The following is a 24,112-nucleotide window of genomic DNA, read 5'->3' as shown; positions in this document are numbered from 1 at the left end:
TGCTGCGTTGGACACTCGCCGTTCTCGGCAGTTGCGAGTCGCCTCGGAGTATAGGCAATCCTGGTCGCGCTGAAAGGGAAATGCCGTAGCGGGAGTTCGCTACGGCGTGGGGCTTCAGGCGCTGGGTGCGTGCAGTTGCAGGTAGAGGTTGTCGATCAGACGTGTGCTGCCCAGGTAGGCGGCCACCAGAATGACCAGGTCACGGTCGTCGATCTGCGCCGGTCGCAGCGACACCGCGTGGCGCACTTCCAGGTAATCGGTGCGCAGCCCGGCCGCCTGCAATTGGGCCTTGCCGTCTGCCAGCAGGGCGGGGTAGTCGCGGCGGCCGCGGCGCAGACCGTCGGCCAGGTGCGTGAGGGTGCGGTACACCACCGGTGCGATCGCACGTTCATCGGCGCTGAGGTAGCCGTTACGCGAAGACAACGCCAGACCGTCTTCAGCGCGCACTGTGGGTTCGCCGAAGACCTGGATCGGCATGTTCAGGTCGCGAACCATGGCCCGAATCACCGCCAACTGCTGGTAGTCCTTTTCGCCAAACACGGCGAGGTCTGGCTGGACCATGTTGAAGAGCTTGTTGACCACCGTCGCCACGCCCTCGAAGTGCCCGGGCCGGCTCGCGCCGCACAGGCCTTCTGACAACTGCAGCACGCTGACACGGGTCTGCGCCGCCGTGCCGTCGGGGTACATCTCGTCCACGGTCGGTGCGAACAGCAGGTTGCAGCCAGCTTCGAGCAGGCGCGCCTGATCGGCGGCCAGGGTGCGCGGGTAGCTGGCGAGGTCTTCGTTGGCGCCGAACTGCAGCGGGTTGACGAAGATGCTCGCGACCACGAAATCAGCGCGTTGCGCCGCCTTGGTGACCAACGCAGCATGGCCACTGTGCAGGTTGCCCATGGTGGGCACGAAGCCGATGCGTTTGCCTTCGCCGCGAGCGCGGGCGACGGCGGCGCGCAACTCACGGACGGTCTTGACTGTATTCATGCGCTGAACCCATGTTGGCTGCCTGGGAAGGTAACGTCCTTGACGGCTTTGACGTAAGCGGACAGAGCACCCTGGATGTCGTTCTGCCCGGCCATGAAATTGTGCACGAAGCGCGCCACCCGGCCGCTGAGCGACAGGCCAAGCATGTCGTGCAAGACCAGCACCTGCCCGTCGGTACCGCTGCCGGCACCGATGCCGATCACAGGAATGCTCATCGCCTGGCTGATTTCGCTGGCCAGCGCCGTGGGTACGCATTCGAGCAGGAGCATGGCGGCGCCAGCCTGTTCAAGCGCCTGCGCATCCTGGCGCAACTGCTCGGCCTGCGCGTGCTGGCGACCTTGCACCTTGTAGCCACCAAAGACGTTGACCGCCTGGGGTGTGAGCCCCAGGTGCGCGCACACCGGCACGCCGCGTTGCGCCAGCAGCGTGATGGTGTCCGCCAGCCAGGCGGCGCCTTCGATCTTGATCATGTGCGCGCCGGCCTGCATCAGCAGGGCGCTGTTGCTGAAGGTGAGTTCAGCGGTGGCATTGGCCATGAACGGCAGGTCGGCCAGAATCAACGCGCCAGCATTGCCGCGTTTGACACAAGCGGTGTGGTAGGCCATGTCGGCCGTGGAGACGGGCAGGGTGCTGTCGTGCCCCTGCAAAACCATGCCCAGTGAGTCCCCCACCAGCAGCACTTCAACGCCCGCCTCACTGGCTGCCTTGGCGAAAGTGGCGTCGTAGCACGTCAGCATGGTGATTTTTTCACCCTTGGCCTTCAGGCCGTTGAGGGTGGTCAGGGTAACGTCGGGCATGTCGAAAGTCCTCGTTCAGGCGCTGCAGGAATGCCGCCGTGCAGGCTGGCATTCATCGTTCAGGGCGCTACATCGTCGTTCGCGATGTTTGTTACAGGCCGCCTGGGCCCAAAGGCTATGGGCACCTGGGGTGCCGCGGGAGGCCTATAGTCGTGAGGGAGGGGGGGGAAGTCAATGACCTGTTACCGCATTGTTACGGGGCAGGTGTTACAGGCGTTACCGAGGCCGTTGGCGCCTGTTTCAAAGGCGCTCCAGCCCCATGAACGGGCAGGCTGCCAGGCGCTCGGCAAGCAAATGGCCATCGGGCAGGCGGTGGTCGGCGGGCAGCAACTCGGCGAGGGGGTAGAGCACGAAGGCGCGCACCGGCATCTGCGGGTGGGGGACCTGCAGGCGTGGCCAGTCGATTCGTTGCTCGCCAAACAGCAGGATATCGAGGTCGAGGGTCCGCGGGCCCCAGCGCTCGGCTCTTACCCGACCGTGGTCGTTTTCCAGCGCCTGCAGGGCATCGAGCAGCGCCAGCGGTGGCAGCTCGGTGTCCAGTGCTGCGACGGCGTTGGTGTAGCGGGGTTGACCGGGCAACAGCGAGTCACTGGCGTAGAACGCCGACACCGCGGCCAGCGTAGTTTGCGCAAGCTGGCCAAGCGCAGTGAGGGCACTGCGCAATTGGCTGTCTGGGTCAGCCAGATTGCTGCCCAGACCGATGTAGACGCGAGTGCTCAATCAAAGGCCTCGTCGTCACCTTGCTTGCGCCGGCTGTTGGCGCGCTTGCGCTTGCGCGGCGCGGCGCCCTCGTCGCGGCTGCCCAGCTCGCGAATCATGTCGCGGCGGTTGCCGTCGTGCGCTTCCTGGTAGTCGGTCCACCACTGGCCAAGATCATCGGTCTGCTCACCGGCGCTTTCGCGCAGCAGCAGGAAGTCGTAACCGGCACGGAAGCGCGGGTTGTCCAGCAGCAGGTCGGCGCGCTTGCCGCTGCGTCGTGGCAGACGTTCCTGCATGTCCCAGATTTCACGGATCGGCAGGGTGAAGCGCTTGGGCACGGCAATGCGCTGGCACTGCTCGACGATCAGCTCGTGAGCTGCACCGTTCATGGCCGGAATCGGCGGCACGCCCTGGTTCTGCAGGAACAGTACGCGCGCCGGCAGCGCAGGCCAGAGCAGGGCGGCATAGAGGAATGCCGGTGTTACCGGCTTGCCCTGGGCGATACGCAGGTCGGTATTGATCAGCGCCTTGCTGATCAGGGTGTGGGTATAGCTCGGACGGTCTTCCAGCGCCTGGGCACTGGCCGGGAACAGCGGCTCGAACAGTTCGAGGTCGACCAGCATCTCGAAGACCATCGCGCCCTGGCCCGACAGGAACAGCTTGAGGCTTTCCTCGAACAGGCGCGCCGGCGGGATCTCGCGCAGCAATGGCGCCAGTTCGCGGATCGGCGCGACGGTGTGCTTTTCGATGCCGAAATCGAGCTTGGCGGCAAAGCGCACGGCGCGCAGCATGCGCACCGGGTCTTCCTGGAAGCGGTGGGTAGGATCGCCGATCAAGCGCAGCAGACGATTGCGGATATCCGGCACTCCGTTGGCGTAATCGAGGATGCGCTCGCTGACAGGATCGTAGTACAGGGCGTTGATGGTGAAGTCGCGGCGTTGCGCGTCCTCTTCCAGCGTGCCGTACACGTTGTCGCGCAGGATGCGGCCATTGGCATTGTGCGAGGAACGATGACTGTCGACCTGGTCCTCGTCCGAATGCGGCGCGCGGAAGGTGGCAACCTCGATGATTTCGCGACCGAACTGGATATGCACCAGCTTGAAACGGCGGCCGATGATGCGCGCATTGCGGAACTCGGCACGGACCTGTTCAGGGGTGGCGCTGGTGGCGACGTCGAAGTCCTTGGGGGTAATACCCAGGAGCAGGTCACGCACGCAGCCACCGACCAGGTAAGCCTGGTAACCCGCGGCTTGCAGGCGTTCGACGATGCCCACCGCATGGCGGCTGAACTGGTTGCGCGGCAGCGAGTGCTGGCTCTTGTGGATCACCTCTGGCGTGGTGCGCACGTGATGTTGACCTGGTACCGGGGGGCGGAAAGACTGGAACAACTTCTTCAGCATGGGAGGCACTGTTTGAAGGAATGTTCGGCCAGTGCTAGGAGAATGGCCGCATGATGGGCGGGGATTCTAGCATTTACTCTGAGAATGGTGTAGGCGGAGTGCGGGAAGTCGCTGAAGGGGGGAAACGACATGGGGAGCCTAGGCTCCCCATCAAGTCGTTGCGTGCTCTTGTTTTTATTATGTCGGGCTTCTTGTTTTTGTTGAGTGCCCGTTCACCCAGCGTCTAGCGGGTGAACAACCCCTCATGGAGGGGTGAAGAGCAAACGGATTGCTTTGATCGTTGAGCTGTATCGATCGTGTGATCCAACCAGTTCAGGCGCTGCTTTTTAGTGCAGTTTTTGTTGTTCTCTGCCTGGCCATGGGGCGAGCCCCAAATACAACACGTCTCCAAAAGAATCAGTTAGCTGCGTCTCCGCCGTTTTGTTCTTGTTATGCGTGAGCCGTTTCGTGTTGTTCTTATTGTGAGTTGCGGTGCTTGTTATTGTTCTTGTACCAAACATATAGCAGGTGCCGTGCCAACTTTGGCAAGACCCAGTGATTTCGGGGGTTTTGGCGTTTTTCGAGGGGTGCCGAGGCGGTTTGGAATAAGCTTATTCGTTACCGTTTGCCTCGTGGACTGTTACGTCTCGTGTAGAGGTAACAGCTTTTTTCAGGGCGGGGGGCGTAGCGGGACAGGTGCGGGAGCCCCGCACCCTGATGACGATCAGCTCTCGCTGGTGGCATTGCTCTTGCGACGTGGAATGCCCAGGCGCTGGCGACGCTCCCACAAGCATTTGCGACTGACCCCAAGCTTGCGCGCAAGCTCGGTTTCGGTCATGTGGTCCTGGTGTTCCAGCACGAAGTGATGGAAGTAGTCCTCCAGCGACAGGTCCTCGCTCGGATCATGGCTGGCATTGCCACTGACCGTCGCCGAGGAGGGCAGCTGGTCCAGCGGATCACGGTAATCGAGATCACCCAGTTCGATGTCGATCCCCAACAGGTCTGCAGAGATTTCCGGGCTCTCGCTGAGGATCACCGAACGCTCGATGGCGTTTTCCAGCTCGCGCACGTTGCCTGGCCAGCTGTAGTGACGAATGGCCTGCTCGGCCTCTGCAGAAAAGCTCAGGTCATCACGGCCGATGCGGGTGCGCTGGCGGGCCAGGAAGGCATGGGCGATCTCGTTGACGTCACCGCCCCGCTCGCGCAGTGCCGGCAGCTTCAGGGCAATGACGTGCAGCCGGTAGTACAGGTCTTCGCGGAACTGCCCGGCCTTGGCCAGGCTCTTGAGGTCGCGGTGGGTCGCAGCGATCAGGCGCACATCGACCTTCTGCGACTGCACCGAACCCACTCGACGGATTTCACCTTCCTGCAGCACACGCAGCAGCCGTGCCTGCGCTTCAAGCGGCAGTTCGCCGATTTCATCGAGAAACAGCGTGCCACCGTCCGCCGCTTCGACCAGACCGGCGCGCCCGGCGCTGGCACCGGTAAAGGCGCCTTTTTCATGCCCGAACAGCTCGGACTCGATCAGGGTTTCCGGAATGGCTGCGCAGTTGACCGAAATCATCGGGGCCTTGGCCCGTCGCGACAGGTTGTGCAGCGCCCGCGCGACCAGTTCCTTGCCCGTACCGGACTCACCCTGGATCAGTACATTGGAGTCGGTGGGCGCGACCTTGCGGATCTTGCTGAACATGTCGAGCATCGGCGGGCAGGAGCCAATGATGCCGATGTCGCCGGAGGCATTGGCGCTGGCCGGTTTGTCCGCTGCCGCTGATCGGCCGCCACCGCCGCTGCGGATTTCAGCCGCCGGTGCCGGTGTGGCCGCCTTGGGTCGGTCGCGCAGGATGCGCGCCACCGCCTGGAGCATCTCGTCGTGGTCGAACGGCTTGGCGATGTAGTCCACCGCACCCATTTTCATCGAGTCCACGGCCGAGCGCAGGCTGGCATAGCTGGTCATGATCAGTACGGGCGTGCCCTCACCGAGCCTGATCAGCTCGGTGCCGGGTGCGCCGGGCAGGCGCAGGTCGCTGACGATCAGGTCGAACGTGGCAATGCTGAACTGGTCCTGGGCTTCCTGTACCGAACCGGCTTCGCTGACCTGGTACTGATTTCTCTCGAGCAGGCGGCGCAAGGCTGAGCGGATGATGGTTTCGTCTTCGACGATCAGAATGTGCGGCATTGATTCAATTCTCTCGACGGTCTCGAATGTCTGGGGACGTCGCTACGACATGCCGTGGCAGGGTAACGCGGATCCGGGTGCCTAGCTGCCGTTCGGGGTCGGCGGGGCTGTCGATGGTGATTTGTCCATAATGCTCTTCCACAATCGAATAGACCAGCGCAAGGCCCAGGCCGGTGCCTTCGCCCGGGTCCTTGGTGGTGAAGAACGGCTCGAACAGGCGGTCCATGATGTTCTTCGGAATGCCGCTGCCCTCGTCTTCGACGATCAGGTCGACCATGTGCTCGCTGGCTTCGCTCAAGGCGCTGCGTACCCGCACTGCGCTGCCGGGTGGCGAGGCATCGCGGGCGTTGGACAACAGGTTGATCAGCACCTGGGCCAGGCGCTGTGGATCACCCTCGACCCAGTGCTGCGGATCGCACAGGTTGAAGAACTGCACTTCGAAATTGCGCCGGTTCAACGCCAGCAGACCGATGGCATCCTGTGCGACCTCGGCCAGGCACACCGGCTCTTCGCTGTTCTGCTGGCTGCCGCCGGCGTGGGCGAAGCTCATCAGTGACTGAACGATGCGCGACACCCGCTTGGTCTGCTCGAGAATCTGGCTCGACAGCTCGATGATCTCGCCATCGCCCTCGCGTTCTTCGCGCAGGTTCTGCGCCAGGCAGGCGATGCCGGTGATGGGGTTGCCAATCTCGTGCGCCACCCCGGCGGCAAGCCGACCAATGCTGGCCAGCCGCTCGGAATGCACCAGCTTGTCCTCCAGCGCCTGGGTCTCGGTGAGGTCTTCGACCAGCAGTACCAGCCCGCTGTTGCCCGGCGCCAGTGGCTCGTCGATGGCCGCCTTGTGCAGGTTGAGCCAACGGGGCTGGCCTTCCAGAGCCAGGCGCTGCTTGTGCAGGTGTTCATCGGGCAGGTTGATGAAGCCCAGCAGCAGGCCGCGCCAGGGTTCGCCGATGGTGATCAGGCGTGAGCCGACCACATGTTTGGCGGCGATGCCGGTCAGTTCTTCCATGGCCCGGTTCCACATGAGGATTTCCTGGTCCTTGGCCAGCGAGCACACGCCCATCGGCAGCTCTTGCAGGGTCTGCCGGTGATAGCGGCGCAGCGCATCGAGTTCGGCAGCCAGGCCGGTCAGGCGCGAGTGGTAATCCTCCAGCCGGCTCTCGATGAAGTGAATGTCTTCGGTGACGTAGTTTTCATTGCCCGACTTGTACGGCAGGAAGGTCTCGACCATGTCCTGCGCCACGCTCGGGCCCATCAGGCCGGACAGGTTGGCCTCGATGCGGTCGCGCAAACGCCGCAGGGCATAAGGCCGACGCTCGTCGAACGGCAGGTAGAGGTCGCGCAGGGCCTGTTCCACCTCTTTTTGCGCCGCCTTGGCGCCCAGTGGCTTGGCCAGTTGCGTGGCGAATTCCTGCGGTGAGGCGGCATGCAGTTCGCGTCGCTGCGGGCGGCGCACGTTGTCCACCGCGCAGGCTTCGGCGGCGCTGACTTCTTCACTGCTGGCGTTGGTGAACAGCGAGATCAGGGTGAACAGCAAGACGTTGGCCGCCAGCGAGGCGATGGCCGCCATGTGCCAGCTGGTGTCGTCGAGCACGTAGATCATGTCCAGCAGCGGGATATAGAAGCCCTGCACATTGCCCACCAGCGGCAACAGCATGGTCACCATCCACACCGATATTCCCGCCAGCAGACCGGCGATGAAGCCGCGCCGGTTGGCGGTCGGCCAGTACAGCACCGACAGCACGCCCGGCAGAAACTGCAGCGTGGCAACGAAGGCCACGATGCCCAGATTGGCCAGGCTCTGGTGGTTGTTCTGGGTCAGGTAGAAGACGAACCCGGCGGCGATGATGGCGACGATCAAGGCGCGCCGCGTCCATTTCAACCAGCGGTAGATGTTGCCTTCTGCTGGCGGTTGGTACAGCGGTAGCACCAGGTGATTCAGCGCCATGCCTGACAGCGACAGGGTGGTGACGATGATCAGCCCGCTCGAGGCGGATAACCCGCCGATGTAGGCCAGCAACGCCAGGGCCTTGTTGTTGGCGGCAATGCCCAGGCCCAGGGTGAAGTATTCAGGGTTGGTGCTGGCGCCCAGGCGCAGGCCGGCCCAGAGAATCAGCGGCACCGCCAGGCTCATCAGCAGCAGGAACAGCGGCAGCCCCCAGCTGGCGCTCACCAGCGAGCGCGGGTTGAGGTTCTCGGTGAAGGCCATGTGGTACATGTGCGGCATGACGATGGCCGAGGCGAAGAACACCAGCAGCAGCGTGCGCCAAGGGCCTTCCTGCAACGGCGTATGCAGGGCGGCGAGCGCGGTCTGATTCTGCAGCAGCCAGACTTCCAGTTCGTGCGGTCCGCCGAACACGCCGTACAGCGCGTACAAGCCGATGCCGCCCAGCGCCAGCAGCTTGATCACCGATTCGAAGGCAATGGCGAACACCAGCCCTTCGTGCTTTTCGCGCGTGGCGATGTGGCGTGAGCCGAAGAAGATGGTGAACAGGCTGATCAGCACGCAGAACGCCAGGGCGACCCGTGCCTTGACCGGCTCGCCGGTGAGGATGTTGATCGAGTCGGCCACGGCCTGGATCTGCAGCGCCAGTAGCGGCAGCACGCCGATCAGCATGAAGATCGTGGTCAGCGCGCCTGCCCAGGTACTGCGAAAGCGAAACGCCAGCAGGTCGGCCAGCGACGACAGCTGATACGTGCGGGTGATCTTGAGGATCGGGTAGAGCAGCACGGGTGCCAGCAGGAAGGCGCCCGACACCCCCAGGTAGCAGGCGAGAAAACCATAGCCGTACTGATAGGCCAGGCCGACCGAGCCATAGAAGGCCCAGGCACTGGCGTAGACCCCGAGGGACAGGGTGTAGGTCAGCGGGTGGCGGATGACGGCGCGCGGAATCAGGCCGCGTTCACTGATCCAGGCCACCCCGAACAGCACCAGCAGGTAGCCGGCGCTGAGCAGGATCATCTGGGTGAGGCTAAAGCTCATCGGCATCTCGTTGGCTCTGCAGAATGAAGGTGACGACGATGAGGATCAGCCAGAGCAGGTACGGTCGGTACCAGGCGCCGGTGGGGTCGATCCACCAGTCCATGATGGCGGGGGAGAACAGGTAGATCCCCACCACCAGAAGCAGGACCAAACGATAGATGTACATGCTGGCCTCGATGAGTGGGCGTGCGGACACAGGCAGGTCGAGCAGGGGCGACGCCAGGGGGCTCGCTTCCCTGCCTTGAAACCAAGGGGCCGAATCTATTGGGCTTCGGCCGTTGGGGCAAGTCTTCTAGTGAAGGTCGGCTTCGGCGAGGCTGCCCCGGCGCGGGATGGCCTCGACCTGCCAGCGCTGGCGGGCGATGGCCAGTACCTCGGCAGGGGAGGCCTGCAGCAGCGCAGGCTCGGTGGCCTGCCCCAGCGCCCGCAAGGCGCGCAGCAGCAGTGCCGTGGCCTGGTCGGCGGCCAGCGCAGGCGAGCGGTAGGTCTTGCCCAGCTTGTGTCCGTCGGGCTGCACGATCAACGGGATGTGCAGGTAGCGCGGCTGGGGAAAGCCCAGCAGTTCCTGCAGATAGAGCTGGCGCGGGGTGTTGTCCAGCAGGTCGGCGCCGCGCACCACATCCGTGACCCCCTGCCAGGCATCATCCAGCACCACGGCCAGTTGGTAGGCGTACAGGCCGTCACGGCGCTGAATGACGAAATCGCCCACCTCGCGCCCCAGGTGCTGCTCGACGTTGCCTTGCACGCGATCAGTGAAACGGTAGAGCAGTTCTGGCACACGCAGACGAATGGCCGCGCCTTCCCGCGCATGGCCCGCGTTCCGACAGAAGCCGGGATAAACGCCGTTGTAGCGTTCCAGTTGTTTGCGCGAGCAGGTGCAGGCGTACGCCAGGCCCAGGTTGAACAGTCTATCCACCACGCCGGCATAAGCCGCATGCCGCTCGCTCTGCACCACCACCTCACCGTCCCATTCCAGGCCATAGCATTCGAGGGTCTGCACGATGGCGTCGCGAGCGCCGGGCATTTCCCGGGGCGGGTCGGTGTCTTCGATACGTAGCAACCAGCGGCCCCCCACGGCGCGAGCATCGAGCCAGGAGGCCAGCGCCGCGACGAGCGAGCCAAAGTGCAGCAGGCCGCTGGGGGTGGGAGCGAAACGTCCGATGTAGCGAGAGTCGGTCATGATCAGGGAGTGCACACAAACGAAACGGGGCGCTCAGTGCGCCCCGTTCAGATGGAAGAAGATTGGCCTTCGCCGCTTGATGCCAGCCAGTTGAATGATCGGAGCCAGTTGGTGGCCCACTGCGGCTGACGGGCTGCTCCAACAGTCTGGTGCCATCTTGTAGGTTGATACCAGTGTGTGGGAGCAGCCGGTCCGGCGCTCCGGTCAGCCGCGATGGGCTGCCAGGCAGCCCCAGCTCATTCAACTCGACTCAACTGACAAGCATCAGCCCTTGCCGCTGGTCTTTTCCTTCTTCTCGGCAATTTCCTTGCAGTCGAAGCACAGGTCGGCAGTTGGGCGGGCTTCCAGTCGGCGCAGGCCGATCTCGATGCCGCAGCTGTCACACCAGCCGTATTCTTCGTCAAGAATCTTCTGCAGGGTCTTGTCGATCTTCTTGATCAGCTTGCGCTCGCGATCGCGATTGCGCAGCTCCAGAGCGAACTCTTCTTCCTGACTGGCGCGGTCGGCCGGGTCAGGGAAGTTCGCTGCCTCGTCTTTCATGTGGTCCACGGTGCGGTCGACGCTCTGCATCAACTCACCTTTCCAAGCGGTCAGCAGCTTGGTGAAGTGCTTGCTCATGGGCTCACCCATGTACTCTTCGCCCTTCGTTTCCTTATAGGGCTCGACACCGTACATGGTCTGACCGGTTTTTTGCTTTTCTACGGTGGACATGAATAGACCGCCTCTCACTCATCTGATCCTATGCGCAGGATGCTCCATCTCCGGCGACCGCCGGCCCTGCGACTGCGAGCCGCCGAACTTACCAGATAGATCGGGGGTGCGCTACCCTGCCCGATCCTGCGTATTGACAGCGCCGTGTCTGGCGCGTTCGGCGCGGGGTAGCAAGAAATCTTCCAGCCCAGCCTTCAGCGAGAAGCCGCCCATGACGCAGCCCTACAGCGCACGCAGTCGCGCCATCGAACCTTTCCACGTCATGGCCTTGCTGGCGCGGGCCAACGAGCTGCAAGCCGCGGGCCACGACGTTATCCATCTGGAGATCGGCGAGCCCGACTTCACCACTGCCGCGCCCATCGTTGCCGCGGGTCAGGCCGCCCTGGCTGCCGGCCACACCCGCTACACCGCCGCGCGCGGATTGCCCGCGCTGCGCGAGGCCATCGCCGGCTTCTATGCCCAGCGCTACGGGCTCGACATCGATCCGCAACGCATCCTCATCACCCCCGGGGGCTCAGGCGCCTTGCTGCTGGCCAGCAGCTTGCTGGTCGATCCGGGCAAGCACTGGCTGCTGGCCGACCCAGGCTACCCGTGCAATCGGCACTTTCTGCGCCTGGTCGAAGGCGGCGCGCAACTGGTACCGGTCGGGCCCGAGGTGAACTACCAGCTGACCGCAGGCCTGGTCGAGCGGCACTGGAATACCGACACCGTGGGCGCGCTGGTGGCGTCGCCTGCCAACCCTACTGGCACGGTGCTGGACAAGGACGAGCTGGCCAGCCTCTCCCGGTCAGTCCATGCGCGGCACGGCCATCTGGTGGTGGACGAGATCTACCACGGCCTGACCTACGGCATGGATGCCCCAAGCGTGCTGCAGGTCGACGACCAGGCCTTCGTCCTCAACAGCTTTTCCAAATACTTCGGCATGACCGGCTGGCGCCTGGGCTGGCTGGTGGCGCCGCCGGCGGCGGTGGCTGACCTGGAAAAGCTGGCGCAGAACCTCTACATCAGTGCCCCGAGCATGGCCCAGCATGCGGCCCTGGCCTGTTTCGAGCCGCACACCCTGGGCATCCTCGAACAGCGCCGCGCCGAGTTCGCGCGCCGCCGTGACTACCTGCTGCCCGCCTTGCGCGACCTGGGCTTCGGGATTGCCGTGGAGCCTCAGGGCGCGTTCTACCTGTACGCCGATATCAGCGCATTCGGCGGCGATGCCTTTGCCTTTTGCCGGCACTTTCTCGAAACCGAGCACGTGGCCTTCACGCCAGGGCTGGATTTTGGCCGTCACCTGGCCGGTCACCATGTGCGCTTCGCTTACACCCAGAGCCTGCCGCGCCTGGAACAGGCGGTGGAGCGTATTGCTCGCGGCTTGCGGAGCTGGCAGGGCTGATGCGCTTTCAACCCGAGCTGGAAGAAGGTCGCTTGCTGCGCCGCTACAAGCGCTTTCTGGCCGATATCGAGTTGCCCAGCGGTGAGCAACTGACCATCCACTGCCCGAATACGGGCTCGATGTTCAATTGCATGGTCGAAGGCGGGCAAGTGTGGTTCAGCCGCTCGAATGATCCGAAGCGCAAGCTGCCCGGCACCTGGGAGCTCAGCGAGACCCCGCAAGGGCGGTTGGCCTGCGTCAATACCGGCCGCGCCAACGCGTTGGTCGAAGAGGCGTTGCGTGGCGGGGTGATCCGCGAGCTGGCCGGCTTCACCGCGCTCAAGCGTGAAGTCGCGTATGGGGAAGAGCGCAGCCGTATCGACTTTCGCCTGGACTATCCCAGCGGCCCGGCGTATGTCGAGGTCAAGAGCGTGACGCTGGGTTATCCCGACTCGTCGGTGGCGGCGTTCCCCGATGCCGTGACTCAGCGCGGCGCCAAGCACCTGCGCGAGCTGGCCACGTTGGCGCGGCAGGGCGTGCGCGCAGTGCAGTTGTACTGCGTGAACCTGACAGGCGTGGAGGCCGTGCGCCCGGCCGATGAAATCGATGCCGCGTATGGCCAGGCATTGCGCGCCGCGGTTGCCGACGGCGTGGAGGTCCTGGCCTATGGCGCCAGGCTCGATGCCGGGCAGATCTTCATCGATCGGGCGATTCCGGTGCTGCTGGGCGCGTGAGCCAGAGGCCGCGCTCGTCTTCATGGCAGCCCAGGGATTCGAGCATTTCGCCCTCGCAAGGCCCGGCGACGCACTCACCACTGTCGATGAGAAACAGTGCGCCGTGATGGGCGCATTCGATCAGCTGCGCGCCGGGCTCCAGCAGGCTGGCCTCGGCAGACCACTGCAAGGCGATGCCGCGATGCGGGCAGCGGTTGCGGTACAGGTACGCGCGGCCCTGCCGACGCACCCCGAAGAGTTCGAGATCGCCCACACTGAACGTGCGGCTGGTGCCTTCGGGCAGGGCATTGGAGGGGCACAGAAAATCCATGGACGGTTCAACCTTGGGAACGCGGGCGTCGCTTGACGCTTCAATGCGAATAATTATCAAATTGCCGCCACGCTTCGTGCCGGCCGTGTAGGGTGCGCAGTTGCGTCGTGCCGCACAAGGCGCGTCACCCGCTTTGAACGAGGATTTCCGATGATACGCAAGCCACTCGCTCTGCTCGCCCTGTGCGCCGTTGTCGCGTTGCCCACCCTGGCCCCTGCCGCTGACCTGCCGCAGCGCTGGGTCAGTGCCGGCGGTGCGTTGAGCGAGTGGATCAGTGCACTGGGCGGGGAAGCGCGTCTGGTGGGGGTCGACACCACCAGTCAGCACCCTGAATCGCTCAAGGCCTTGCCGAGTGTGGGCTATCAGCGACAGTTGTCGGCCGAAGGCATTCTCAGCCTGCGTCCTGATGTGCTGGTCGGGACCGATGAAATGGGCCCGCCGCCGGTCGTGCAGCAGGTGCAGGGGGCCGGTGTGCGGGTGGAGCTGTTTTCCAGCGACGCTACCCTCACCGCGCTGGATGACAACCTCGAGCGGCTCGGTGTGTTGCTCGGCGCCGAGCAGCAGGCGGCAGCACTGACAAGCCGTTATCACCAGCAGATCGACGCCATCGCTGCGGCTGTCAAACGTGCTCAAGCCCGGCAACCGGCACCTGGTGTACTGCTGCTGGTCGGCCATGCGGGCGGCAAGCCGCTGATGGCAGGGCAGGGCACGTCCGCCGAGTGGCTGTTGCAGCAGGCCGGCGGGCGCAACCTGGCCGCTCATCAGGGTTACAAACCGCTGTCGGTGGAAGCGCTGGCCGCGCTCGATCCGGACGTGCTGGTGGTGTCCGACCGCGCGCTGGCGGGCGACGCAGCCTTGCAGGCGTTGCTCAAGAAAAAACCCGGCGCTGGCGGGCTCGCGGGCGGTGCGTGAAAAACGTGTCATCTCGCTCGATCCCACCCTGCTGGTGGGCGGCCTCGGGCCACGCCTGCCGGCGACCTTGCAGTCATTGCTGCAGGCGTTCTATCCCGACAGCCAGGTCAGCTCGGGTCAATGAGGCGGCTGCTGGCGCCGCGAACGCTGTTCATCAGCCTGAGCCTGTTGTGCCTGCTGGCCGTCTGGCTGTCGTTGGCGCTGGGGCCGGTCAGCTTGCCGCTGAGCGATACGCTGCGGGCCGGGCTGCGGCTGCTGGGCATGCCACTGTCGGGTGAAGGGCTGGGGCAGGCCGAGCTGATCCTGGGGCAGATTCGTCTGCCCCGCACCTTGCTGGGGCTGGCGGTTGGCGCCGTGCTGGCGTTGTCTGGGGTGGCCATGCAGGGCTTGTTTCGCAATCCGCTGGCCGATCCTGGGTTGGTCGGGGTGGCCAGTGGCGCTGCACTGGGCGCGGCCGTGGCGATCGTGGGCGGCAGTTGGCTGGGCGGCATCAATGAGGCGTTCGCGCCGTATCTGTTATCGGTCTGCGCCTTTCTCGGAGGGCTGGGAGTGACGGCGCTGGTCTACCGCCTGGGCCGCCGTGACGGTCAGACCAGCGTCGCGACCATGCTGCTCGCGGGCATCGCGCTGACCGCACTGGCCAGTTCCGCCGTAGGGCTGTTCACCTACCTGGCCGACGACGCCACACTGCGCACCCTGACCTTCTGGAACCTGGGCAGCCTCAATGGCGCCAGTTATCCGCGCTTGTGGCCATTGCTGCTGGTGGCCGGCGGCGTCGCGCTATGGTTGCCGCGCCGGGCCCGGGCCCTCAATGCGCTGTTGCTCGGCGAATCGGAAGCGCGTCATCTGGGTGTCGACGTGGAACGGCTCAAGCGCGAACTGGTGTTCTGTACCGCCCTTGGCGTCGGTGCGGCCGTGGCGGCGGCCGGGCTGATCGGCTTCATCGGTCTGGTGGTGCCGCACCTGGTGCGGATGCTGGCGGGGCCCGATCACCGCATCGTGTTGCCAGCCTCGTTGCTGGCGGGCGGTACGCTGCTGTTGTTCGCCGACCTCATCGCGCGGTTGGCACTGGCGCCGGCTGAACTACCCATCGGGATTGTCACGGCCTTCATCGGCGCGCCGTTCTTTCTGTTTCTGCTGATACAAGGACGCGGGTGATGCTGGAGGTCCAGGGGGTACACCTGCGTCGTGGCACCACGCAGGTGCTGCGCGGCATCGACCTGCAACTGCACAGCGGCCAGGTCGTGGGCGTGCTCGGGCCCAATGGGGCGGGCAAGAGCAGCCTGCTGAGTGTGCTGTGTGGTGAGCTCAGGCCAAGTTCGGGGCGGGTCAGTCTGCAGGGCCGTGACCTGGCCAGCTGGGCCGGGCAGGCTCGGGCACGTTGCCTGGCGGTCTTGCCGCAGGTGTCGAGCCTGGGGTTTTCATTCAGTGTCGAGGAAGTGGTGGGCCTGGGTCGGCTGCCTTTCGATACCGGCGAGCAGCACGATCGGCAGGTGATCGAAGCCGCCTTGCAGGCTGCCGATGCCTGGCATCTGTGTGAGCGTAGCTACCTGGAGCTGTCTGGCGGTGAGCGGCAGCGGGTGCACCTGGCGCGCGTGCTCGCCCAGCTGTGGCCGGGTGAGGCGGGAACCACCTTGCTGCTCGACGAGCCGACGTCCATGCTCGATCCGCTGCACCAGCACACGACCTTGCAAGCGGTGCGTGGGGTGGCCGAACGTGGTGCGGCGGTGATGGTGATCCTGCACGACCTGAACCTGGCGGCGCGCTATTGCGACCGCATCCTGCTGCTGGCGCAGGGGGCTTGCCATGCGCTGGATACGCCGGCCCAGGTGCTGACACCCCAGGCATTGCGCGCAGTGTTCGGGATCGACGTGCTGGTGCAAGCGCACCCGGAACGCGGGCATCCCCTGATCATCATGCGCTGATCGTGAATTCGCAAAGGCTGACCCGCGCAGGGGCCGCTCTCATACGCAAGCCGTGAAAGGCGCATGAGAACGGCCCCTGATCTGGTTGCGGCAGATGATGGACCAGATCATCGTCCCCCCTCATCCACAAAAGCGTCGGCCAAAAAAAGACCCGGCAAATTGCCGGGTCAAAAACCGTGATTAGCCTGATGAGGAGATAATCTGAGAGTCCGAACCAAGGGCTTTCAGCTTATCCAACCAGTCTCGCGACCAGTTGTGAGAATCATAACGATTCTCATTTCTACGTCAACCCTTTGTGATCTTTTATTTCACTATTTTTGCGTTCAGGACTTGGCGTCCAGTTGCCCGAGCAGTGCTTGCTTGCGTTCTGCTGGCAGGTCGTTCCAGTGAACATCCTGCAGAGCGCCCTCTATCGCATACAGCAACACCTTCGAGACGCGAAATCCGCGCAGTTGTACCGCACGGTACGCGCCGACCGCGCCCAGGCGACGCAGATCGGAAATGGTGTGGATGCCAACGGCGTGAAGCCATTGTGTGGAGGTCTTGCCCAGGTTCTTGAGATGCCGCAACTCATCATTCATCGGGCCTCCTTGCGATGGCTGAACGGTGTCGTTTGGGGAAATCTTCAGCGAGTGAGCATCACAAGTGTAGCGGGGCATGGGCAAGGCGCATGCGCGCCGTGCGGGGCCGCGACCGGGCCCCGACGAAGGTGTTTCAGCGACGTTACAGGCCTGGCAGGCGCTGACGAATCTGCTCGATCAGCTGATCCATGCCGCTGGCTTGGTGCGTGTCGACCCGCTTGCTCTGCAGCAGCTCGTGCGGGTCAAGCGGCTCACGGCTCGCTTGCTGAGCCTTGACCACCTCGAGCGTGGCATCGGACGGATCGACCTGCTCGGCCTGACGTTGCTCCAGCCAGCTCATGATCACCGCCTCCGGCGCCTGGCAATCGAGAATCAGGAACGGCACGCCCGTGTCGTTGGCAATGTGCGCAGCGGCCTGGCGCTGATGCTGCTTGAGGTAGGTGGCGTCAAGCACCACCGGCAGGCCGGCCTTGAGAATCATCGTCGCCAGTTCATGCAGGCGCTGGTAGGTCGCCGTGCTGGCATCGGCGTCGTAGATGCCACTGGCCAGCGAGCCGGCGTCTGCCGTTTGCTCACCGAACAGACGCTTGCGCTCGACATCCGAACGTACCCGAATGGCCCCCAGCGCCTCGACCAGACGCATTGCCACATGGCTCTTGCCCACCGCCGAGACGCCGTGGGTGATCGCCAGCAGGCGCGAAGGAATGGCGCTGTAGCTCTCTGCCAGGTTGGCGTAGTTGCGGTAAGTGCGCAGGGTCGTAGCGCGTTGTACGCCATCAGCGTCCGGCGCCAGGCTGAACAGCGCCACCTTGGCCCGCACCAGTGCGCGATAGGCCTTGTAGAAGTTCAGCAGTTCGAGGCCCTGGTAATCCCCGGTCAGCTCCAGGTACTGGCTGATGAACCGCCGCGCCAGCCATTTCAGGCCGCGGTCCTCGAGGTCCATGGCCAGGAACGCGATATCGGCATAGACGTCGGTCATGCGGAACGGCTCGTTGAACTCGATGCAGTCGAAAATCACCACCTTGCCGTCGATCAGCGTCGCATTGCCCAGGTGGATGTCGCCGTGACACTCGCGCACGAACCCGTTGGCCTTGCGCGACGCCAGCAGTGCATGCAGGCGCTCGAAACTGCTGTGCGCCCAGGCTTGCAGGTTGTCGAGTTGTTGCAGGTCTGCCGCGTCCTTGAGAAACGGGCGGATCTGCTCGAAGTTCTGTTCCACCGGTGCCATCACGCTGTCTGGCGAGCCCAGTGGATTGCTGTCGTCCACCTTCGGTGCCGCAAGGTGGAACTCGGCAATTTGCCGGGCCATCTGGTCGATGTGGCTGGCGGTCAGTTCGCCGTCGGCCTGCAAGGCGCTGAGCATCTGGCGTTGCGGGAACTGGCGCATTTTCAGCGCATACTCGATCGCTTCACCCTCGCCACCGATGCAGGGCGCTTCGGCGCTGCCGGTGATCGGCAGCACGTCCAGGTACAGGTCGTCGGTGAGGCGCTGGTTGAGGCGCAGCTCTTCCTGGCAGAAATGCTGGCGCTGACCCAGCTCGGTGAAATCGAGGAAGCCGAAGTTCATCGGTTTCTTGATCTTGTAGGCGTATTCGCCGGTGAGCAGGACCCAGGAGATGTGGGTCTCGATGAGTTCGAACCCGTCCACAGGGTGAGGGTAGAGGGCGCTGTTCTGCAGCGCGTTGATCAGGGCTTGGCTCACGAGCGATCCTTCAAGAGGGCAGGGAATTCAAAGGGGTCATTATGGTCAATGGGGCCTCCCCTGCAAACCGCTGGGATGTCTGCCCAGCCAAAGTAAAGTGCGTATAATCCGCCGCCATGACTCGATCCCGAAAATCCCGTACCGCGAAAAAACCCGTTCCTGGCCGCGCCCGCGTCCTCTTGGGCTGGGCCCTGAAGCTCAGTCTGGTCGGCCTGGTGCTGCTTGCAGGCTTTGCCGTCTATCTCGATGCCACCGTGCAAGAGAAGTTTTCGGGCAAGCGCTGGACCATCCCGGCAAAGGTGTACGCACGGCCGCTTGAGCTGTTCGTCGGCCAGAAGCTGAGCAAGAACGATTTCCTCACCGAACTCGACGCGCTGGGCTACCGCCGTGAAACCGCGGCCGGCAGCCCGGGCCAGGCCTCGGTCAACGGCAACACGGTCGACCTGAACACGCGCGGTTTCCAGTTCTATGAAGGCATGGAGCCTGCGCAGTTCGTGCGTGTGCGCTTCTCGGGCGACTACGTCGCCGGCCTGGCGGGCGCCAACGGCGGCAAGCTGGATGTGGTACGGCTCGAACCGCTGATGATCGGCGGCATCTACCCGAAGAATCTCGAAGACCGCATCCTCATCAATATCGATCAGGTCCCTCCGTACCTGCTCGAAACCCTGATCGCCACCGAAGACCGGGATTTCTACAGCCACCACGGTGTATCACCCAAATCCATCGCCCGCGCGATCTGGGTCAACACGTCGGCCGGTACCATGCGCCAGGGCGGCAGTACCCTGACTCAACAGCTGGTCAAGAACTTCTACCTCACCAGCGAGCGCAGCCTCAGCCGCAAGCTCACCGAGGCCATGATGGCGGTGCTGCTGGAACTGCATTACGACAAGCGCGAAATTCTCGAGGCCTACCTCAACGAAGTCTTCGTCGGCCAGGATGGTCAGCGTGCTGTGCACGGGTTCGGCCTGGCCAGCCAGTTCTTCTTCAGCCAGCCGCTATCGGAGCTCAAACTGCACCAGATCGCCTTGTTGGTCGGCATGGTCAAGGGGCCGTCCTACTACAACCCGCGTCGCTATCCGGAGCGCGCCCTGCAGCGGCGTAATCTGGTGCTCGACCTGGTGGCCCAGCAAGGGGTGGTCAGCCAGGAGGTGGTCGATGCCGCGAAAAAAATGCCCTTGGGCGTCACCACCCGTGGCAGCCTGGCGGACAGCTCGTTCCCGGCCTTCCTCGACCTGGTCAAGCGCCAGCTGCGCCAGGACTACCGCGACGAAGACTTGACCGAAGAAGGCCTGCGCATCTTCACCAGCTTCGATCCGATCCTGCAGATGAAGGCCGAAACCTCCATGTCCGAGACCTTCAAGCGTCTGGCAGGACGCAAGGGCTCGGATGCTGTCGAGTCGGCGATGGTGGTCAGCAATCCGGAAACCGGCGAAGTACAGGCGCTGATCGGCAGCCGTCAGTCCGGTTTCGCCGGCTTCAACCGGGCCATCGACGCAGTACGACCGATCGGCTCGTTGGTCAAGCCCGCCGTTTACCTGACCGCGCTGGAAAAACCGGGCACCTTCACCCTGACCAGCCTGGTGCAAGACGAGGCCTTCTCGGTCAAGGGCGCCGATGGCCAGGTATGGCGTCCGCAGAACTACGACCGCCGGCCACACGGCACCATCTACCTGTATCAGGGGCTGGCCAACTCCTACAACCTCTCCACGGCCAAGATCGGCCTGCAAGTGGGCGTGCCGAGTGTGATCAAGACCATCGGCCGGCTCGGGGTGGATGTGGACTGGAAGCCGTACCCGGCCATGTTGCTGGGCGCCGGTGGCATGTCGCCGATGCAGGTTGCGACCATGTACCAGACCATTGCAAATGGGGGGTTCAACACGCCCATGCGTGGCATCCGCAGCGTGCTGACCGCGGAAGGCGAACCCCTCAAGCGTTACCCGTTCCAGGTTCAGCAGACCTTCGATGGGGGCGCCATCTATCTGGTGCAGAACGCCATGCAGCGGGTGATGCGTGAAGGCACCGGGCGCTCGGTCTACAGTGTCCTGCCAAGCTCCCTGACCCTGGCGGGCAAGACCGGCACCAGCAACGATTCGCGTGACAGCTGGTTCTCCGGCTTCAGCCAGGACCTGCTGGCAGTGGTCTGGCTGGGCCGTGACGACAACGGCACCACGCCGTTCACCGGCGCGACCGGTGCCTTGCAGGTCTGGACCAGCTTTATGCACAAGGCCGATCCGCTGCCGCTGGACATGCCACAACCTGACAACGTCATCCAGGCGTGGATCGATCCAAACACCGGGCAGGGCTCGGACCAGAGCTGTCCGGGTGCCGTTCAGATGCCGTATATTCGCGGCAGTGAGCCCGCGGCCGGCGCTGCCTGCGCGAGCCAGCAAGCGCCTGATGATTCGGTGATGGATTGGGTCAAGGGCTGGATCAATTGAGCACTAGAGCATGAGAGGGCGTGAATTGAACAAGTGGTGGGTTCCAGTCTTGACGGCCATGGCCGTACTGCAGGGGTGTGCCAGCGTGCCGCGCGGCAACATCCCGGTGGTTGATTCCAGTTCTCGCGTGTCCAACAGCGAGCGCATCCAGCAACGGCAAACGGCTGCCGCAACGCCCAGGAACGGAACGGCTCAGGCGCAGTCGCTGCCAGAGGATTCCGGGGTGACGGTGATGATCCCGCAGGGCGCGGGCGCCTCGCCGATCCAATCATTCCCGGCTGGCAGCACTGCCGCACCGATCAGCACGGCGCCGATCAATACCGCACCTGTCACCTCCGACCCCAATCCGGTGGCAGACGAGCCTTTCGACATCGCTTCGATGTCCAGCCCGCAAGCCGCACCGCGGGCCAGCACGCCCTCGGGCATTCCGCAGAACACGCGTTCCACCGAGCTGTCTGCCGACGAGCAACTCGACGGTCCGGTGCTGGCGTTGTTGACGACGGCGCAGCAACAGCAGGTCAGTGGCGATTTCAATGGCGCTTCATCGAGCCTCGAGCGCGCGCAGCGCATCGCGCCGCGTGAACCCCAGGTGCTCTTCCGCCTGGCGCAAGTGCGCTTGAATCAGGGTGATGCGCCGCAGGCCGAGCAGCTCGCGCGTCGCGCGCTGACGTACGCCAATGGTCGCCCAAGCCTGCAGGCCGAACTGTGGAACACCATTGCCCAGGCCCGTGATAAGCAAGGCGATAGCGCCGGGGCAGCGCTGGCACGGCAGAAAGCCAAGGTCAGCCTGTGACGGTCGAGCAGCGCGTGCTGGACATCGCTGACCACCTCCTGCTCATCGAGCGAGAATTGAAGGTGCAAGGCTGGTGGGTGACCCAAGCGCCCAGCGCGCAGGCGCTGGCCAGTACCGTCCCGTTTGCCGTCGACACCATGCCCTTCGAGCAGTGGCTGCAATGGATTTTCCTGCCGCGCATGGCCCAGATCATCGAGGGCGGCCATGCGCTGCCCAATGCGTCTGGTGTTCTGGTGATGGCCGAAACGGTGTTTGCCAGCCGTCCGGAGCAGAGTCGCGAGCTGCGCCGACTACTGGCAGCCTTCGACCGTTTGATCGATCCCTCCGCCTGATTTCTTCGCTTTTTACTCCAAGGGCCGCAGATTGCGGCTCTTTTTCGTTGGAATGTTCGTTTTTCTGCTGCAACAAAAGATAAACGTGGTGGCAACTAATCATCCTGATGAAATATCGGCAATAATTTTTCTTGACTTGAAGCCGCTGAATCAGAAGAATCCAGTTTCCGCTGTAGGGGGACTGCCAGAAGCAGACCCGCCAAGCAGATCATGAGGCGCATACCCGCGCCGCCTGTTACACCCCGCAACGCGTTACCTCGCGCTGGGTGGGACCCCCCGCAACACTCTGGGGTGATCCCAATACTTGCTCAGTCAGTGCTGACGTTTTCGCTCATGCTCTGCTTGGCAGTAAACCTATTAAGACCCGTCCATCAAGGACGGTATTCTGGCGTTTTAGAGGTGAACATCGTGGAGCTCTTATCCGGCGCTGAAATGGTCGTCCGTTTTTTGCGCGACGAAGGCGTTAAGCATATCTACGGGTACCCTGGTGGTGCTCTCCTTCATGTTTACGACGCCCTGTTCAAGGAACCGGAAGTCGAACATATCCTGGTTCGCCACGAGCAGGCCGCCACTCACATGGCTGATGGCTATGCCCGAGCCACCGGCAAGGCAGGCGTGGTGCTGGTCACCTCCGGCCCCGGCGCAACCAATGCCATTACCGGCATCGCCACCGCTTACATGGACTCGATCCCGATGGTGATCCTGTCTGGCCAGGTGCCCAGCACCATGGTAGGGACCGATGCTTTCCAGGAAACCGACATGATCGGCATCTCGCGTCCGATCGTGAAGCACAGCTTCATGATCAAGCACGCCAGCGAGATCCCGGAAATCCTCAAGAAAGCGTTTTACCTGGCCAACTCCGGTCGCCCTGGTCCCGTCGTGGTCGACATTCCCAAAGACATGACCAACCCGGCTGAAAAGTTCGAGTACGTCTATCCGAAGAAGGTCAAGCTGCGCTCCTACAGCCCCGCTGTACGTGGCCATTCCGGGCAGATTCGCAAGGCCGCCGAAATGCTCCTGGCCGCCAAGCGTCCGGTGGTCTACGCCGGCGGTGGCGTGATCCTGGGCGGCGGCTCCGAAGCGCTCACGGCCATCGCCAAATCGCTGAATCTGCCGGTGACCAACACCCTCATGGGTCTGGGTGCGTTCCCGGGCAGCGACGATCAGTTCATCGGCATGCTCGGCATGCACGGCAGCTACACCGCCAACATGACCATGCACAATGCCGACGTGATCTTCGCCGTTGGCGCGCGTTTCGATGACCGTGTGGTGAATGGCCCGGCCAAGTTCTGCCCCAATGCCAAGATCATTCATGTCGACATCGACCCTGCCTCGATCTCCAAGCTGATCAAGGCCGACGTGCCCATCGTGGGCCCTGTCGACAGCGTGCTGACGGAAATGCAGGCGATCCTCAAGGAAATCGGCGAGCAGCCCGACAAAGCGGCCGCCGATGCCTGGTGGAAGCAGATCAACGAATGGCGTGGCGACCGCGGCCTGTTCCCTTATGACAAGGGCGACGGCGACGTCATCAAGCCGCAGACCGTGATCGAAACATTGTGCGAAGTCACCAACGGCGATGCCTACATCACGTCCGATGTCGGCCAGCACCAGATGTTCGCCGCGCAGTACTACCGCTTCAACAAGCCCAATCGCTGGATCAACTCCGGCGGCCTGGGCACCATGGGCTTCGGTTTCCCCGCAGCCATGGGCGTCAAGCTCAACTTCCCTGACGACCACGTCGCCTGCGTCACGGGCGAAGGCAGCATCCAGATGAACATTCAGGAGCTGTCCACCTGCATGCAGTACGGCCTGCCGGTGAAGATCGTCAACATGAACAACGGTGTGTTGGGCATGGTCCGCCAATGGCAGGACATGGCCTACAACGGTCGCCACTCGCACTCCTATGTCGAGTCGCTGCCCGATTTCATCAAGCTGGCCGAGGCCTATGGCCACGTCGGTATTCGCATCACCAGCCTGAAAGATCTCAAGCCCAAGCTGGAAGAGGCCTTTGCGATGAAAGACCGGCTGGTGTTCATCGACATCGCGATCGATCGTTCCGAGCACGTCTATCCGATGCAGATCAAGGATGGTTCGATGCGTGACATGTGGCTGAGCAAGA

At 63.6% G+C, this 24,112-nt stretch carries 20 protein-coding genes and 1 pseudogene; 9 read left to right on the top strand and 12 right to left on the bottom strand.

Going from position 1 to position 24,112, the window contains the following annotated elements:
- Positions 1-114 precede the first annotated feature (114 nt).
- The 9 genes from panC to dksA form a co-directional block, all read right to left on the bottom strand.
- Complete coding sequence (panC, locus tag RT028_RS02940) at positions 115-978, bottom strand: pantoate--beta-alanine ligase (protein WP_312932280.1); 864 nt, start codon at positions 976-978, stop codon at positions 115-117.
- Positions 975-1,775 (bottom strand): 3-methyl-2-oxobutanoate hydroxymethyltransferase, encoded by an 801-nt coding sequence (panB, locus tag RT028_RS02935; protein WP_312932278.1) that lies wholly within the window; start codon positions 1,773-1,775, stop codon positions 975-977. The genes panC and panB overlap by 4 nt, the downstream gene beginning before the upstream one ends.
- 240 nt (positions 1,776-2,015) lie before the next feature.
- Positions 2,016-2,495, bottom strand: coding sequence for a 2-amino-4-hydroxy-6-hydroxymethyldihydropteridine diphosphokinase (gene folK / locus RT028_RS02930; protein ID WP_312932276.1), 480 nt, complete (start codon positions 2,493-2,495; stop codon positions 2,016-2,018).
- The gene (locus tag RT028_RS02925; protein ID WP_312932274.1) at positions 2,492-3,874 is read right to left on the bottom strand and encodes a polynucleotide adenylyltransferase PcnB; all 1,383 of its coding nucleotides are present in this window, start codon (positions 3,872-3,874) and stop codon (positions 2,492-2,494) included. Before RT028_RS02925 ends, folK begins: the two co-directional genes overlap by 4 nt.
- A gap of 703 nt (positions 3,875-4,577) precedes the next feature.
- Positions 4,578-6,029, bottom strand: a complete 1,452-nt coding sequence (locus RT028_RS02920) for a sigma-54 dependent transcriptional regulator (protein WP_312932272.1) — start codon at positions 6,027-6,029, stop codon at positions 4,578-4,580.
- A gap of 4 nt (positions 6,030-6,033) precedes the next feature.
- Positions 6,034-9,018, bottom strand: coding sequence for an ATP-binding protein (locus RT028_RS02915; RefSeq protein WP_312932270.1), 2,985 nt, complete (start codon positions 9,016-9,018; stop codon positions 6,034-6,036).
- Positions 9,002-9,178 carry a hypothetical protein gene (locus RT028_RS02910; protein ID WP_010796831.1) on the bottom strand — a complete coding sequence of 59 codons (177 nt, stop codon included), beginning with the start codon at positions 9,176-9,178 and terminating at the stop codon, positions 9,002-9,004. The genes RT028_RS02915 and RT028_RS02910 overlap by 17 nt, the downstream gene beginning before the upstream one ends.
- Positions 9,179-9,304: 126 nt before the next feature.
- Positions 9,305-10,192, bottom strand: coding sequence for a tRNA glutamyl-Q(34) synthetase GluQRS (gluQRS, locus tag RT028_RS02905; protein ID WP_312932268.1), 888 nt, complete (start codon positions 10,190-10,192; stop codon positions 9,305-9,307).
- 264 nt (positions 10,193-10,456) lie between these two features.
- A complete protein-coding gene (gene dksA / locus RT028_RS02900; RefSeq protein WP_312932266.1) occupies positions 10,457-10,903 on the bottom strand; it encodes an RNA polymerase-binding protein DksA in 447 nt (148 codons plus the stop codon).
- A gap of 211 nt (positions 10,904-11,114) precedes the next feature.
- Between dksA and RT028_RS02895 the strand changes: the two genes are divergently transcribed.
- Together RT028_RS02895 and sfsA are read left to right on the top strand one after the other, a co-directional pair.
- A complete protein-coding gene (locus tag RT028_RS02895; RefSeq protein ID WP_312932264.1) occupies positions 11,115-12,287 on the top strand; it encodes a pyridoxal phosphate-dependent aminotransferase in 1,173 nt (390 codons plus the stop codon).
- A complete protein-coding gene (gene sfsA / locus RT028_RS02890) occupies positions 12,287-13,000 on the top strand; it encodes a DNA/RNA nuclease SfsA (RefSeq protein WP_312932262.1) in 714 nt (237 codons plus the stop codon). The genes RT028_RS02895 and sfsA overlap by 1 nt, the downstream gene beginning before the upstream one ends.
- On the opposite strand, the gene RT028_RS02885 is transcribed toward sfsA, so the two are convergent.
- The gene (locus RT028_RS02885) at positions 12,963-13,310 is read right to left on the bottom strand and encodes a Rieske (2Fe-2S) protein (RefSeq protein WP_312932260.1); all 348 of its coding nucleotides are present in this window, start codon (positions 13,308-13,310) and stop codon (positions 12,963-12,965) included. The two genes, sfsA and RT028_RS02885, sit on opposite strands and share 38 nt — an antisense overlap.
- A 150-nt stretch (positions 13,311-13,460) precedes the next feature.
- On the opposite strand from RT028_RS02885, the pseudogene RT028_RS02880 reads away from it, so the two are divergent.
- From RT028_RS02880 to RT028_RS02870, 3 genes and pseudogenes are all read left to right on the top strand, one after another.
- Positions 13,461-14,346 (top strand): annotated as a pseudogene (locus tag RT028_RS02880) (hemin ABC transporter substrate-binding protein).
- A gap of 50 nt (positions 14,347-14,396) precedes the next feature.
- Positions 14,397-15,380 carry an iron ABC transporter permease gene (locus tag RT028_RS02875; RefSeq protein ID WP_312932349.1) on the top strand — a complete coding sequence of 328 codons (984 nt, stop codon included), beginning with the start codon at positions 14,397-14,399 and terminating at the stop codon, positions 15,378-15,380.
- Complete coding sequence (locus RT028_RS02870; RefSeq protein WP_312932258.1) at positions 15,380-16,147, top strand: heme ABC transporter ATP-binding protein; 768 nt, start codon at positions 15,380-15,382, stop codon at positions 16,145-16,147. The genes RT028_RS02875 and RT028_RS02870 overlap by 1 nt, the downstream gene beginning before the upstream one ends.
- Before the next feature lie 323 nt (positions 16,148-16,470).
- On the opposite strand, the gene RT028_RS02865 is transcribed toward RT028_RS02870, so the two are convergent.
- Positions 16,471-16,728, bottom strand: coding sequence for a TfoX/Sxy family protein (locus RT028_RS02865; RefSeq protein WP_312932256.1), 258 nt, complete (start codon positions 16,726-16,728; stop codon positions 16,471-16,473).
- 142 nt (positions 16,729-16,870) lie between these two features.
- Entirely contained in the window at positions 16,871-18,430 is a 1,560-nt protein-coding gene (locus RT028_RS02860; RefSeq protein WP_312932254.1) for an AAA family ATPase, read from the bottom strand.
- Positions 18,431-18,546: 116 nt separating this feature from the next.
- On the opposite strand from RT028_RS02860, the gene mrcB reads away from it, so the two are divergent.
- The 4 genes from mrcB to RT028_RS02840 all read left to right on the top strand — a co-directional run.
- Positions 18,547-20,868, top strand: a complete 2,322-nt coding sequence (gene mrcB, locus RT028_RS02855) for a penicillin-binding protein 1B (protein ID WP_312932252.1) — start codon at positions 18,547-18,549, stop codon at positions 20,866-20,868.
- A 10-nt stretch (positions 20,869-20,878) separates the two neighbouring features.
- Complete coding sequence (locus RT028_RS02850; protein ID WP_312932250.1) at positions 20,879-21,661, top strand: tetratricopeptide repeat protein; 783 nt, start codon at positions 20,879-20,881, stop codon at positions 21,659-21,661.
- Positions 21,658-21,993, top strand: a complete 336-nt coding sequence (locus RT028_RS02845) for a YqcC family protein (protein ID WP_312932248.1) — start codon at positions 21,658-21,660, stop codon at positions 21,991-21,993. The genes RT028_RS02850 and RT028_RS02845 overlap by 4 nt, the downstream gene beginning before the upstream one ends.
- Before the next feature lie 408 nt (positions 21,994-22,401).
- A partial coding sequence (locus RT028_RS02840; protein ID WP_312932246.1) for an acetolactate synthase 3 large subunit occupies positions 22,402-24,112 on the top strand: 1,711 nt, incomplete at its 3' end.

The sequence above is a fragment of the Pseudomonas sp. genome, from assembly GCF_032058845.1.
Taxonomy (GTDB): domain Bacteria; phylum Pseudomonadota; class Gammaproteobacteria; order Pseudomonadales; family Pseudomonadaceae; genus Aquipseudomonas.
Note: the sequence above shows the minus strand (reverse complement) of the source record. Positions and strands in the feature narration are given on the sequence as shown.